At 61.6% G+C, this 13,779-nt stretch carries 10 protein-coding genes; 4 read left to right on the top strand and 6 right to left on the bottom strand.

Annotation, left to right across the window (positions count from 1 at the left end):
* Positions 1–3: 3 nt before the first annotated feature.
* The 6 genes from CHU94_RS12815 to CHU94_RS12790 all read right to left on the bottom strand — a co-directional run bounded on the left by CHU94_RS12815 (position 4) and on the right by CHU94_RS12790 (position 9,321).
* Positions 4–954 (bottom strand): ChaN family lipoprotein, encoded by a 951-nt coding sequence (locus CHU94_RS12815; protein WP_176452019.1) that lies wholly within the window; start codon positions 952–954, stop codon positions 4–6.
* Entirely contained in the window at positions 951–5,006 is a 4,056-nt protein-coding gene (gene cobN / locus CHU94_RS12810) for a cobaltochelatase subunit CobN (RefSeq protein ID WP_255033941.1), read from the bottom strand. The genes CHU94_RS12815 and cobN overlap by 4 nt, the downstream gene beginning before the upstream one ends.
* Positions 5,007–5,071: 65 nt before the next feature.
* Positions 5,072–7,321: a TonB-dependent hemoglobin/transferrin/lactoferrin family receptor gene (locus tag CHU94_RS12805; RefSeq protein ID WP_094480418.1), complete on the bottom strand. Its 2,250-nt coding sequence runs from the start codon at positions 7,319–7,321 to the stop codon at positions 5,072–5,074.
* Between the two features lie 150 nt (positions 7,322–7,471).
* Complete coding sequence (locus tag CHU94_RS12800; RefSeq protein WP_255033940.1) at positions 7,472–8,713, bottom strand: DUF2325 domain-containing protein; 1,242 nt, start codon at positions 8,711–8,713, stop codon at positions 7,472–7,474.
* A 75-nt stretch (positions 8,714–8,788) separates the two neighbouring features.
* Positions 8,789–9,010 carry a hypothetical protein gene (locus CHU94_RS12795; RefSeq protein WP_094480416.1) on the bottom strand — a complete coding sequence of 74 codons (222 nt, stop codon included), beginning with the start codon at positions 9,008–9,010 and terminating at the stop codon, positions 8,789–8,791.
* Entirely contained in the window at positions 9,007–9,321 is a 315-nt protein-coding gene (locus CHU94_RS12790) for a hypothetical protein (protein WP_094480414.1), read from the bottom strand. Before CHU94_RS12790 ends, CHU94_RS12795 begins: the two co-directional genes overlap by 4 nt.
* A gap of 176 nt (positions 9,322–9,497) precedes the next feature.
* Here CHU94_RS12790 and bfr point away from each other — a divergent pair, with 176 nt between their 5' ends.
* From bfr to CHU94_RS12770, 4 genes are all read left to right on the top strand, one after another.
* The gene (gene bfr / locus CHU94_RS12785) at positions 9,498–9,974 is read left to right on the top strand and encodes a bacterioferritin (RefSeq protein WP_094480412.1); all 477 of its coding nucleotides are present in this window, start codon (positions 9,498–9,500) and stop codon (positions 9,972–9,974) included.
* 147 nt (positions 9,975–10,121) lie between these two features.
* Entirely contained in the window at positions 10,122–11,279 is a 1,158-nt protein-coding gene (locus tag CHU94_RS12780) for an imelysin family protein (RefSeq protein WP_094480410.1), read from the top strand.
* Positions 11,276–12,724, top strand: a complete 1,449-nt coding sequence (locus CHU94_RS12775; protein WP_094480408.1) for a di-heme oxidoredictase family protein — start codon at positions 11,276–11,278, stop codon at positions 12,722–12,724. Before CHU94_RS12780 ends, CHU94_RS12775 begins: the two co-directional genes overlap by 4 nt.
* Positions 12,725–12,771: 47 nt before the next feature.
* Complete coding sequence (locus tag CHU94_RS12770; protein WP_176452018.1) at positions 12,772–13,773, top strand: imelysin family protein; 1,002 nt, start codon at positions 12,772–12,774, stop codon at positions 13,771–13,773.
* Positions 13,774–13,779 lie beyond the last annotated feature (6 nt).

Genomic DNA, 13,779 nt, shown 5'->3' with positions numbered 1-13,779 from the left:
TCCTTAAGGCTTGGGATTGGGAGATGGGGTTGAAGGGACTAAGGGTTTGGCAGCAGGTGCCGCCAGGCCCGGCAAGGGCGTGGCACACGGGTCAGGCCGCACTTCACCGGGCTCGGTGAACCACAGCACATCAAAGCCCGCGCGGTCATATTCGTCAGGCTTAGCTTTGCCGACTTCCGTCTCGACCATGGCAATCGCCAAGGCTTGATCGGGGGCGGCCAGGTAACGCGGCACTGCGCGGTCGCTGCGCACGTGACCCGCTCCGGCAATCAGCACCACCGGGCCCGCCACAGCATCCAGCACCTGGGCCATGCGTGCATCACGTGCACGCTGCGCCGCCACAATGCCGGCCAAACGCGCAGACTCGGGGCGGTGGCCGCAGTGGCCTTGCACCACGTCGTTTTCCAATGCCTCCAACTGCGCGGATGTGGCCGCATGCAATGCCGGGGTCACTTCGCCCAGGGCGATCTTGCGGGCTTCGGCACGCGAGAGATTGGCCGCACGTAGGGGCCACTGGCGCTGGGCCGCGAAAGCTATCAAGTCCTTGTACATGGGCCAACGCCAGCCCTTGCGGTTGAGCTGGCCTGCATCGGCCAAGGCGTCCGCATCCGTCTGGCCGGCCGACTGCGCGCGGCTCAGTGCGTCCTGGTGCTCAGCATCCAGCTGCTCCATGGCCAGCGCAGGCTGCGCGCCCAAGGCTGCCATGCCTCGCAGTACATCCAACTGCCGCGCGTGGTGGGCTTCGCTGTCGTGCTTCTCGCCCAGCAACACATAACGCGCGGCCGCCGCGCGCTGGTACAGCAGGGGCTCGGAAATGAACTGCTCTGTGCGTGTATCCCAGATACGGCCCTGCAGCGCGTGCGGCGCTTGGGCCGGCGTTTGGGCCATGGCGCCGCCGCTCAGGCATACGCCAAGACCAAGGCACAGGGTGATGGCCCATCGTTGGTTTCTCATGCTTTTCTCCATTGGCGCCAGGCCCCAATGGCCGGCGTCATCAACAACACACCCATGGCCAACACGAGCATGGTGCTCAAGGCCTGGACCACAGGTTCGCTCACTTTCTCCAGCTTCATACCTTCAATCAAGGGAGATTCGGAAGGCTCCACACGTCGTGACTCAGCAGCCTCAGAGGGCGGTGCAACCGTGGCCGGACGGGCGGACGCCGGGGCTGCAGCGGTCACCGCGCCGTCCACCGATTGGCCCAGACCATAGCCAGACAAACCGACAAACTCCTGGAAGGTGGTGTTGCTGGTGCGCACGTCAAAGCGCTGCGCCAAATCGGTGTAGCGCGCCTTCAGCTCCTCCACGGTGGTGGCATCAGCCTGCCAGTACCCCTGACGGGCCATCTCCAGCATGCGCTCCATCATCTGGGCCAGGGCGTGGGGGTTGTTCTTTTCCATGTACTGGCGCATGCCGAGCTGGTGTTTGTCCCGCACATACACATCGGCGAATTCCTGCCATTGGTCGTCCCGCACAATCTCGCGTGCCACCGTGGTCCAGCCGGTGAAGTTGTTGATCCCGTCCAGCATCTGCAGGGTGCCCGCGTAGCCCTCTTTCATCAAGCCCTGGATATAGCCTGGATGGAAGTTGCGCGTAGCCAGCTCTTTGGACAGAAAGCCCGCGGCATCCTCGGCCTTGCCCGAGCCCGTACCGCGCAGATTGGAGATGAACAACTCAGGCGCTTTACCGTCCAGGTAGCGCACTGCCGTAGCGATACCACCCAGATACTGAAAGGGGTCGTCGGTAGTGAGCATGCCGTAGAGGTTGGAGCTGCGGGCCAGCACCGCGCCTTGGGTCCCCCTGAGGTGGGCGGCGTAAAGATTCATGCTGGCACCTCCGCTGCTGCCTCCAGCCTCGCGGGCCAGATCACTGCCACTCTTACCCCAATCTGCCTCCACCGGTCCGTAGGCAAACTGCATTTTGCGCAAATACAGCTCAGCCATCTTGCGGTCGCCCTCTTCCTTGGTTTTCCAGGTGTCGGTGGCCAAGGCCGCGTCATCCAGCCCCGAGCCATAGTTGCCCGAGGCGCCCGAGAAAATCCGCGTCTCCCCTGCGCGCTGCGCCGCGTCGGCACGCCAGCCCTGGGCCTGCAGTTGGCTGGTGATGGTCTTGGCATTCTTGGCCACCGCATTGTCTGCTTCGGCCGTCGCCTGCGATGCGAGTTGTGCCGCACGCGCCAGCTGTTTCATGACATTGGGGAAATGGTCGCGGTACAAACCGGTGGCCGACAGCACCACGTCAATGCGCGGGCGCCCCAGGTCTTTGCGCGGCACCAGCTTCACATCGGTCACGCGGCCACCGGCATCCCACACCGGCTCCACGCCCATGGCCCACAGGGCCTGGGCCTCCAACATCCCCATGTGGCGCATGGTCTCGACGGACCAGAGCGTGAAGGTGAACTTCGAAGGCGTCACACCGGTCTTCTGCTGGTGTGCAAGCACCAGCTTGTCCAATGCTTCCTTACCTGCCGCCCATGCGGCCTTGGTGGGCACACGGGTGGGGTCAAAACCATACAGATTACGCCCTGTGGGCAGGCTGTCGGGGTTCTTGATCGGGTCACCACCATAAGACGTGGGGACGTAGCGGCCGCTCAACGCAGCCAGCAGTCCGCGGGTTTCACCTTCGGCTTGCAAGTCGATGTACCAGCGCCGTCCTTGCTCAACCATGGCCTTGAGCTTGGGCGGCAAACCATCGGTGGGCTGGCCTTGTACCGCATGCTTGGCCAGCAGCCTGTAAGGTGCCGTCTGGGCCATCTTGGCGTAATCTGCAATTAGCGCCTCGTCAGCCTCCAGGTCATTGCCATCGGCCAGGGTGGCTGCCGCCTCCCAGAACGGCGCGCCCAACATCATAAGTACCGTGTAGAGGCGTCCTTGCTCGTCCGAACCCTGCCCAAAGGTGTGCAGGCCCAGCGGCTGCGCCGTGGTGGCCAGCTCATGCAGGTGGTCGTGCAAGGCAGTGATAAAGGCTGGGAAATCGCGCTCCATGCGTTCCGGCGTCCAGGCCATGTCGCGGTCTATACGCTCCTTGCGTACCAGGGCAGTGATGGACAGGCGCAGCTGTTCCTTCACCGCCCCTTGGTCCTGGGCCAGCCAGGCATGCAAATCGTCGTGCAGCTTGGTCAACACGGCGTGCAGACCGGCGGGCGCAAATGGTGGCGTCTGGTGGCTGATGTTGACTGCACGGCCACGGCGTTTGGTTTGCGTCGCTTCGCCAATGTTGTCCACGATGTAGGGATAAATCACCGGAACATTGCCCAATGCCATCAGTGGGTAGTCATGCACCCACAGGCCACGCTCCTTGCCTGGCAACCATTCCTGTGTGCCGTGGGTACCGAAGTGAATCAGCGCGTCGGCCTTGAACTGCGCGCGGGTCCACAAGTAGCCCGCCATGTAGGAATGGGGTGGCGCGGCCGTGGTGGAGTGGTAAATCTCCTTGCTCTTTGCATACAAGCCTCCTCCGATGGGCTCTCCGCGTGGCGGCTGCGGCATGATGACCACATTGCCCAGCTTGAGACGCGGAATGGCAAAAAAGGCTTCCCCATTGCGGCGCACCAGAAACACCGATTTTTCAGGCTGAGCGACGGCGGACGACCAGACCTCGCGCCGCTCTTCGGGCAGGGTGTCCAACCACTTTTTGTAGGTTGCCAATGGCATCAGCTCAGCCAGGCCATCGCGCACCAGCGCCTCCATCTCGTGCGCTACGCCGCCGGGCCGGTAAAACGGCGTTAGCAGCCGCTGCAGGTTGCGCGTCAGGGTGGCTGCGTCCATCGCGTCGGTACGGTACCCATCGGCTTTCATGGCAGCCAATGTGCTGTGCAAGCTGGTGGGTAGGTTCATGAAAGAAGCGCCCAGGTTCTTCTCCCCAGCAGGGTAGTTCCAGAACATGATGGCTACTTTTTTGTCCGCATTGGCAGCACGGGCCAAGCGGGCCAGCCCCAAGGCCTTGCCCACCACCGCGTCGGCCTGTTCTGGAATCGCACGTAGCTGATCGTCAATGTCGGTGGCCGCCGCCACCATGATGTCGTGGACCCCTGCGTACTCAGGCTGAGCCAGGTAAAACGGCACATCCATGAGCGCAATCCCTGCACTGTCGTTCCACCAGGCATCGACACTGCCCTTGCGGTAGGCCATGGCCTGGATCACCGGAATGCCCAACTTCTCGAACTCGGTGCGCCGCCCCTCCGGGTTCAACATGATCTGCGTGGTGATCAGCACATCGGCCAGGGGTTTGCCCCCAGGCGCAAGAATCTTGGTGTTCGCATCGTTGTCCATCACCGGGCTGTAAAAGGCCAAAGGCACTGCCCCAGCAGCTTCGATGCGGGAGATGAAGTCATCGATCATGCCGGTCTGCTCGGCCGCAATCGCCTGCTGGTGGAAGGCCACGCCAATCACCGGTTTACCCTTGGGAGCTCCCTTCCAGCGCAGATAGGACGCCGTATCCGCAAACACTAGCGCAGGTGCCTTGGGATGGTAGATGGCCGTCGCCGGAAATACCTGGGGCGCAGCTATATGCATCCATGGTTTCTTGGCCAAATGGGCCGCTACGGTTGCAAAAAAACCGGCACTGTTGGTGCGCCCACCATTCACGTAATAGGCATGCAAACGCTTGGCAAGATCATCCGACAGGTGGGACCACTGGGGCTTGCTGGTGTGCAGCCACAGCACAGGCGTTTTAGCTTGCGCCAGCGCGGGCAACGCGTCTTTAACCTTAGCGGCCACAGCGTCCTGGATATGGTCGCGCGGTGCATCAAACAACACCATGTCATACCCCGCCCAAAGGCGAGCATCAACCACACCCAGCTTTTCAATGAACTTGGCCTCGACCTTGACACCGTAAGGCGCAGCGGCTGCAGACAGGACAGTGAACTTGCCAGGTGTGATGGGGCCCGTGGTCACAAACAACAGCGATGCGGCAAAGCCCATGGACGGCAACAGCCAGCCACCCAGCACCCAAGCTGCCCAGGAAACGAGCCGGCGCCAGCCCTTGCACCATGTCATATCAGTCATTGCATTCTTTGAGAAAAAAAGCCGGAAGCCCCCGAAAGCGCTTCCGGCAAACGGTGCCCTCACCGTCAGAAACTGTGGGTCAAACTCACTTTGAAATTGCGGCCGGGTTGGGTGTAGGCGTCAATGATCGTGCTGCTGGCAGCCAAATCCCGGACATCAGCCCATTGAACGTACTTCTCGTCAAACAGGTTGCCGATCCCTGCCTGCAAAGAGGTGGCTTTCCCAAACTGGTACCAACCCGTCAGGTCGACCACGGTGTAGCCTGCGGGCTTGACTAGGGTTGTCGTCTCAGGGCGATCTGGGCGCTCGACAGTGGTCACATTCATACTGACACCCCACAGTGCACCACGGGAATAATTCAGTCCGACCACCAGCTTGTCGGGGTCGATGCTATTGAGGGGTTTGGTGGTTGCGCCTTCGTAGACGTCGCCCTTCGCATGAGCATAGGCTGCAGACAGGCTCCAGTTGCGGTTCAATGCAATGTCACCACGCAGCTCAAAACCACTGATGACGACTTCGCTCAGGTTGACTGATTGGTACACGCTGGGGCTCGCCACCGTTCCAGCCCCACTCACTATCTTGTTGCTGATGAAATCGCGATAGCGGCTGTGGAAGACAGTCGCACTGTAGCGGTATGTGGCCTCTTTGCCACGCATACCCAACTCATAGGTATCACTTGTTTCCGGCTTCAGATCCGGGTTACCAATAGACATGTAGGGCGATGTTGCTGACAAGTTGGTTCCGCTACCACCATTGACTTGGTCGGGCTTGGGCGCCCGAAAGCCGCGAGCGTACTGCGCGAAAGGCTGCAGCATCGGTGAAATTTTCCAGACACCACCCAGTCGGGGTGATAGGGCACCGCCACTCAACGCAGATGGAGCCACCGTGTTGCTCACTTGGTAATACGCATCCGATTGCGGGTCAAGCCTGAATGCGTCGTACCGCAAACCGGGCGCAACACTGAAACCACCAAAATCTATGTCGTCTTGGACAAAAGCACCCAGCGTCAAATACTTGGTATCGGGAAAGTTCTTCTGCGTCGGGAAAGGAGCGCACAAGGAGGCTGGAGATGCCACGGTAGTACAACCTGTAAGCGCAGCATTCCTCGGTGTATAGGCACCGGAATAAATCGACGTAATGTCAGAGTATGTGAAGTCGACGCCCGTCACAAGGCGGTGCGCCGCGTCTTTCCCAAAATTGCTTTCAGCCTGCACGCTGGCACCCCAAGTGTCATTCCAAAACTTGCGGTCTCGGGTCCGCATCAAGGGGTTGACCGACCGTTCATCCAACGAAAACTGCTGGTTGTAATACTGCTGGTTGTAGATGCTGGTAGACAGCACATCGAACCACGCATTGGCCGGCGTGTAGCGATAGTCCAGCTTGAGCAGATCGCGATCAACGGCATCGTCGGTCGCGAAATTGGTTTGGGTTGCAGAGCGTGCAGAGAGAACGTTCGACTCTGTTTCTCGGCGCAACGTTTCGGCCGTGAGCTTGATCTGGTGCGTGCGATCGGGGGTGAGAATGAACTTGGACAGCAAATAACCAGACTGGAAGTCCGTGGGGTTGGCGGCTGTGCGGCTTGTCGTAGCCGTGGCATTCGTGCCCTTGGTTTCCGTTTCATGACCGTTTCGCAGGCTGGTCAACACCATGCCCTGCACCGTATCCCCCTTGAAGGCAAAGCTTGGCGCAAGTTGCCACGAACGATCTGCGGAGGAATAGCCCAGTTTGACGTTGAACTGGGTTGGGTTTCCCAGGGTCAAGAGATCGCCAGGATCTTTGGTCATAAAGCTCACGGCGCCCGCCAGGCCATCCGAACCGAATTGCGTACTGGATGCGCCCCGCAAAATCTCAACGCGCTTGAAACCTTCCGGATCCATCGCATCGCCACGCCCCACAAAATGCGGCCCATTCGAAAAAGAGGCAGGAAGACTCACACCATCCACCTGCAAGCGCACCTGGTCCCCCTCCATGCCACGTATATTCACACCCTCATTGCCACCACGCCCGGTACTAGATCCTGCGGTGGCGCGATTCGGAGGCACGCGCACAGAAACGCCAACTTCATCTTTCAGCAGATCCGACAAATCCCCGGGGTTCTTGTTAGTAATGTCATCCGCATTTATGGTCGTAATCGTCGCGGACACCTCATCAATGTCCTGCTCCACACGGCTGCCACTAATGACCACCTCTTTGAGCGTCCCCATGGATGGCATGGCAGCGTCTTGCGCCCACACCCCGTGGCTACCAAACGCCAAACCCAAACACAAAGAAAGCCGGGTCAGCGAAAACTGCCCGGACACACGGATACGTGCCATACACCACCTTTTGGAAAAACGGTTGTTTCACATTGGCTGGCTTGGCACATGCAAAGGGCGTCCGGTGAGACGCCCCTATTGGCTTGGCTTGCTACTTGATGTGAATTATTCTACATGAGAAGTATTCGCATTCACATTCAAATGCCAACTTTATTTGGTCTCCTGCTCCACAACGTCTACCGCAGGCTTGGCCAATGCCATCTGGACCAGGCCACGCTCCAGAGATGACGCGCTGGGGTTCTCCACAAACACGCAACGCTTGCCCGTGCGTTTGCAAAAGTCTTTGACGCGCCAATAGGCGTTGTGGCTGATGCAGCCCGTCTGGCAGATCACCAAATCCGCAGCGGCCAAATTGGCGTCCAGCACCGAAGCGTTGTCCTCCACCCCACCGTCGTGGTGGGCGAACTTGCCGCCCACGCGCTCCACCACGTCGCGGTAGTTGGCAATGTTGCCGCTGCGCCCTCCGACGCACAACACCACCTTTTGGTGGAGCTGCACAACGACCGCCTGAACGTCTTGCACGGCCACCAACTCAGGGGCTGAACGCTCCACAACGGCGCGCTCTGAGGCCGCGCGCTCCGCCACGGCAAGACGCCGTCGCAAGTCGGCGTTGTGGGCCTCCAGCTCTTGCTGGCGCTGGGTCACCTGTTCGAGACGCTTTTGCAGGCGCTGCCGATCCTCCAACTGCGGAATGGTGGCTTGCAGAGCCTCCAAGTCCTGCGCCATGAAGGCCATGCGGCTGTCCTTGGCAATACATTCCGCGCGGGCCTGCAGCAGCTCACTTTGCAGACGCTCCAGCTCCGACGTCTTTTGCGCCATCACACGGGTGATGCGCTCTTGCACTTTGCCCAGCTCGCGCCCCAGCACAGCGTTTTCTTCGGCCAGGGCGTTGAACCGGGCCATTTCCAGACGCACACCGGCACCCGCCTGGTGCTGGAACATGTGCAAGTCCTTGCACATGGCCTCTTGAAGCGGCACATCACAACGCGGGTGGCTGAGCGCCGCCCAAAATGCGCCAGCCACATCGCCCGCCTTCAGGTATTTGATCCACAACTCCGCTACGGCTAAAGCACTCTTGGCGGACTTGAAGGTTTGGATTTCACGCGCATACCGGGCGTCAAGCTCGGCCTGCATGAGTTCCGAGAGCTTGCAACGACGCGCCGCCTCCGACACCGCGCCCGCGTGCACTTCGTAGTCGTTGGCCACGGCACTGCCGCCCAGCGCCTTGTTCACCAAGCGGCGCAGGGTTTCGATCGGCAAGCTCACGCCGACCAGTGGGCAATGGCAATGGTGGTCCAAATCCCACAAACGCCGACGGCGTGAGCCCGACGCAGCGGGCGCCGGGTGTTCGTGGTGGCAAAGGGCTTCGGGTGTTGGCAGATTCTTGAGCACGGAAGGACCTCCAAATGCTATGTTTTCAATAGCTGCTTGCGCAGTATCTGTAATGGCTATTGGCACTTTTGACTCTTAAATGAGGGCGTCAGGCGAAGCATCTGACAGCGTTGGCTGCTGGGCCAAGCGGGTGCGCCAAGCCAGCACCGGGCGCTTGCCGCTCTGGCGCTGGGGCTTGCCTTCGCGGACTTCGGACTCCGACGCGCAGCATGCACACATGGGGCGGTACGCGCTGCGTTTGCCATGGCGAGCGGCTGGCGTGTGACCTTGCAGTAGCGCTTCCACCGCAGACGTCATTGCACCGCCTCCGGGCTGCTGTGCCACAGGCTGCGTTCGGCAGCAGGCAGCTGCGCCAGTGGGGCCCCTTGGCCTTGGGTTTGCCAGCGCTGGCGCAAGGCCCACAGCAAGGTCTTGAAACCCGGCGAGAGCAAGGGATCCTCGGCCAGCGCAGTGAGGTTGGCGACGATCTTGCCCACCATGGCCTCACGATGCGCTCCACAGCAGGCCTGCACGTGGCCTGTCATCAGCGCCATGGTACCGGCCAGCAAGGCCTCGGCACAGGGCATGGTGTATTCCTCGTTCGGGTGGGCTTGCGGGGTGTTCTGCATAGTCTCTCCTTGTGCTGATCCGTGCGCTGATTTCGCTGCGCCTCGAATCAGTATATGCGAATCGTTCTCATTTGCAATATTTTTATGGTTTCTGTTTGGGGGTTATTCGGCGGCGCTCGATTCGTGGGAAGCGGATCACCTAGGGATAATCGCCCTCTTCACTACAAGGAGTTCCCATGAAAGGCGACGCACAAGTCATTGGCCATCTGCAGGCCCAACTCAAAAATGAGCTCACCGCCATCAACCAGTATTTCTTGCACTACCGCATGTACAAGCACTGGGGCCTGGAGAAGCTCGCCAAAAAGGAATACTCCGAATCGATCGGCGAAATGAAGCACGCGGACATGCTGATGGACCGCATCTTCATGCTCGACGGCCTGCCCAACCTGCAAGACATGGCCAAGATCCTGGTTGGCGAAAACGTGCCAGAAGCACTGGAATGCGACCTGAAGGCAGAAATGGGCGCGCAGGCCACCATCAAGGCCGGCATTGCCCACTGCGAATCGGTACGCGACTACGTATCCCGCGATTTGCTGCAAAAAATCCTGGATGACACCGAAGAGCACATCGACTTTTTGGAAACCCAGATCGACCTGATTGGCAAGGTGGGACTGCAGAACTACCTGCAGAGCCAAATGGGCGAACTGTCCTAAGCCTCGCTAGACGCCCAGCTTTTGCGCCAGATCACGCTGGCGCTTTCTTTTGTCTACAAATGAGAACGATTTGTATTAACATACACATCGTACCTGCCGTGCACATATCTGCTTGGCAGTCTCTTTGTCAATTTCAGAAAGACGTGCATGCAAAAGCGACACTTCCTCACAGCCACCCTGCTCGGCGCTGCCCTGCTCGCGGGATTTCCGGCCCAAGCCCAATCTATTGACGCAAAAGCGGTGGTGCTGCACTACAGCACGCTGGTGCACGCCAACTACAGCGACGTGTTGACCAGCGCGCAGACCCTGCAGAAGGCCATCGTCTCCTTCACCGCCGCACCTTCCGCCCAGGGCCTAGAAGATGCCAAAAAAGCCTGGCTGGCGGCGCGCGAGTTTTATGGCCAGACCGAGGTGTTCCGCTTCTACAGCGGCCCGATTGACGATGACAACGGCCCGGAAGGCCGCATCAACGCCTGGCCGCTGGACGAGTCTTACATCGACAGCGTAGCGGGCAAGCCCAAGGCGGGCCTGATCAACAACCCCAAAATCAAGATCACCAAGGCCAACTTGGCCAAGCTCAACGAGCGCGGCGGTGAAGAGAACATTGCTGCCGGCTGGCACGCTATCGAGTTCTCGCTGTGGGGCCAGGACCAGAGCGACACCGGCCCCGGCAACCGCTCGTTTGAAGACTTTGTGGACGGCAAAGCCCCCAATGCCGACCGCCGCCGCGCCTACCTGGTGACGGCCACCGAGTTGCTGATCGACGACCTCGGCTTCCTGGTCAAGGCCTGGGCCCCCAACGCCAAAAATTACCGCGCCAAGTTTGAGCAAGGCGGCATCCAGTCGGTGCGCAAGATCATCGTGGGCATGGGCTCCCTGTCGCGCGGTGAACTGGCCGGCGAACGCCTCGAAGTGGCCATGAACACGCAGGACAAGGAAGACGAACACTCCTGCTTCTCCGACAACACCCACCGCGATGTGGTGACCAATGCCCAGGGCATTGAAAACGTCTGGCTGGGCAGCTACAAGCGCCTGGATGGCAGCACGCTGCAAGGCGCTTCCCTCAAGGAGCTTGTGGCCGCCAAGAACGCTGCCCTGGCCGACAAGGTGAGCCAACAGATTGCCCAGAGCGTGACCAACGCCAGCGCCATCCAGGCCCCGTTTGACCGGGAAATCGTGGGCGCCAAAGACGCGGCTGGCCGCATCCGGGTGCAAAAAACCATCGACAGCCTGGTGCAACAGTCCAAGGACATCACCGAAGCGGCTGCCGTGCTGGGCATTACCAAGCTGGCCCAAGCCAAATGAAGTTGCGCACCCGTCAAAAAGTCGGCCTGGTGCTGACAGCGGCGGGCGCAGTGGCAGGTTTGCTGTGGCCCCTCTGGGGCCATAGCGACGCAGACCTCTCCGGTGCAGTGCAGGGTGAGCTCACTGCCGCAGAGGCCACAGCCTTTGCCACCGGGCGCAACGCGTTCTCCATGCCCTTCCCCACACTGGACGACGAGGAGCGCGCGCGTTTTGCCGTGGGCAATTCCTTCTTCCGCCGCAACTGGGTGGAAGCCCCGGCCTCCACCACCGCGCGCGACGGCCTGGGCCCGCACTTCATCGCCCGTTCGTGCGGCGGTTGCCATGTGCAAGACGGCCGTGGCGCCCCGCCGGACTTCCGCAAGGGCCTGAGCGATCCGCCCGTGGCGCTGCTGATGCGCCTGTCCATCCCCGGCACCGGCGCCCACGGCGGTGTGGTGCCCGACCCGGTGTACGGCGACCAATTCAACAACGCGGCCATTCAAGGCGTACAGCCTGAGGGTCAGGTGCGCATCCGCTACCAAACCCTGCGCGGAAAGTTTGCCGATGGCACGCCCTACACTTTGCGCAAGCCTCTCTACAGCCTGACGAACCTAGCCTATGGCCCGCTGGCGCCCGGCGCCATGATCAGCCCGCGCATTGCGCCGCAAATGGCTGGTGTGGGCCTGCTCGAAGCCATCCCCGAATCCGAGATCTTGGCCAACGCCGCCACGCAAGCGGCAAGTCCAGGCCCCATCAAAGGCCAGCCCAACCACGTGTGGGACGACTTTGCGCAGGCGAAGCGTTTGGGCCGCTTTGGCTGGAAGGCCAACCAGGCCAGCGTGGCCAGCCAAACCGCGGGCGCATTTTTGGGCGACATCGGCATCACCTCGGCCCAGCACCCGGACGAGGCTTGCACGCCCGCGCAAAAGGACTGCCTGGCCGCACCCCGTGGCGCACAGAGCAAGACCCCCGAAATTGACGACCGCACGCTGGGGGATGTGATCTTCTACCAGGCCACACTGGCCCCGGCCGCCCGGCGCAATGTGAACGACGCCCAAGTGCTGCGCGGCCAGGCCCTGTTTGCGCAGGCCCAGTGCAGTGCCTGCCACCGGCCCAGCTACACCACGGGTGCGGCGCCCTTCCCGCGCTTCTCTAGTCCCAAGGTGCAGGGCCTGAAAATTTGGCCTTACACCGACCTGCTGCTGCACAACATGGGCCCGGACCTGGCCGATGGCCGCCCCGACTACGCTGCCAATGGCCAGCAGTGGAAAACCCCGCCTCTGTGGGGCGTGGGCCTGGTGCACGACGTCAACGGCCACCGCCGCCTGCTGCACGACGGGCGCGCCAATGGCGTGTTGGAAGCCATCCTGTGGCACGGTGGTGAAGCCCAGGCGGCCAAGCAGCAAGTGCTGCAACTCAATGCCCGCGACCGGCAAGCGCTGGTGGCTTTTGTGGAGTCTTTGTGAAACGACGCGCCCTGCTGAAATATATGCCATCTAGTGCTCTAGTGCTTATGGATATTGCGCAAGCAGCTACTAAAACCATAGCAACACCCAAGGTGGCTGCGCCCTACATCTCATCGGCCCAGATGGTGCAGGGCCTGCTGGCACAGCACTTGCTGCCCAGCGCTGCTGCCCTGCAGCTGGCCGCGCAGGCCCTGGTGCAGTCCCTGGCACAGGCCCAAGCGCCCTGGGCACAGCACCGGCCCCTGTGGGTGAACGCCATGCTGGCCTGGGAGCGGCTGGCCGCTGTGGCCGTGGGCCCGCTGCTGGAGCGCCGTTCGGCCCGCGCGATTGACTTTTGGCCCACCCGCCCGGCCCAAATCCAGCGCCTGCTGGAGAGTGGCAGCGTCACCGCGGTGGCGCAGCTTGACACCGTGGGCGCCACCGCGCGTGGCCTGCCCGCGCTGGAATGGCTGCTCTGGAAAACCGATGGCAGCGGCCACGCGCAGGCCTATGCCAGCGTGCTAGCCCAGCAGGTGCTGGCCGAGAGCCAAGCCCTTCAAACAGGCTACCAAACCCTGGCCAGCACCGAGCGGGAAGAGGAGGACGCCTGGGCCCTGTACGGCGAATGGTTTGGCCAGGCGGTGGGCGGGCTGGATCAGCTGCGCATCAAAAAGATGGTGGCGGACACCCGTGGCAAGGACAGTGCCCCCTGGGTGCGCGGCCTTAGCGGACAAACGGCAGCTTGTTGGCAAGCCCAAGCCCAAGGCTTGCAGGCATTTTTGCTCGGCTCCCCCGCTGCCCAGGCGGCCACCCAAGCTGCCACGCCCGGCTGGCCGGTGGCGGGCAGCTTGAACAGCCTGCTGCTGGGCCGTGGCCATTTGCGCGACAGCCTGGCCCTGCAGGAGCGCACGGCCACCCTGCTGCGTGCCGTGCAGGCGGCGCGCCCTGGCAACGTCGCCTCGGTACGCGCAGCACAGGCGGCGCTGGCCCAGGTCTCTGCGCTGGCCAATGGCCTGGCCAGCGACGTGCTGACCATCACCATGGGCTTCACCGACGCCGATGGGGACTGAACTGGC

Origin of the sequence: Rhodoferax sp. TH121, from assembly GCF_002251855.1 — a bacterium.
Taxonomy (GTDB): domain Bacteria; phylum Pseudomonadota; class Gammaproteobacteria; order Burkholderiales; family Burkholderiaceae_C; genus Allorhodoferax.
The sequence above is the reverse complement of the archived record's forward strand: the minus strand, read 5'-3'. Positions and strand labels throughout refer to the sequence as shown.

What these genes read in the sequence shown, in the direction of transcription:
- CHU94_RS12815 (WP_176452019.1), bottom strand. Translation starts at nt 954, where the DNA reads ATGAGAAACCAACGATGGGCCATCACCCTGTGCCTTGGTCTTGGCGTA.
- cobN (WP_255033941.1), bottom strand. Translation starts at nt 5,006, where the DNA reads ATGACTGATATGACATGGTGCAAGGGCTGGCGCCGGCTCGTTTCCTGG.
- CHU94_RS12805 (WP_094480418.1), bottom strand. Translation starts at nt 7,321, where the DNA reads ATGGCACGTATCCGTGTGTCCGGGCAGTTTTCGCTGACCCGGCTTTCT.
- CHU94_RS12795 (WP_094480416.1), bottom strand. Translation starts at nt 9,010, where the DNA reads ATGACGTCTGCGGTGGAAGCGCTACTGCAAGGTCACACGCCAGCCGCT.
- CHU94_RS12790 (WP_094480414.1), bottom strand. Translation starts at nt 9,321, where the DNA reads ATGCAGAACACCCCGCAAGCCCACCCGAACGAGGAATACACCATGCCC.
- bfr (WP_094480412.1), top strand. Translation starts at nt 9,498, where the DNA reads ATGAAAGGCGACGCACAAGTCATTGGCCATCTGCAGGCCCAACTCAAA.
- CHU94_RS12780 (WP_094480410.1), top strand. Translation starts at nt 10,122, where the DNA reads ATGCAAAAGCGACACTTCCTCACAGCCACCCTGCTCGGCGCTGCCCTG.
- CHU94_RS12775 (WP_094480408.1), top strand. Translation starts at nt 11,276, where the DNA reads ATGAAGTTGCGCACCCGTCAAAAAGTCGGCCTGGTGCTGACAGCGGCG.
- CHU94_RS12770 (WP_176452018.1), top strand. Translation starts at nt 12,772, where the DNA reads ATGGATATTGCGCAAGCAGCTACTAAAACCATAGCAACACCCAAGGTG.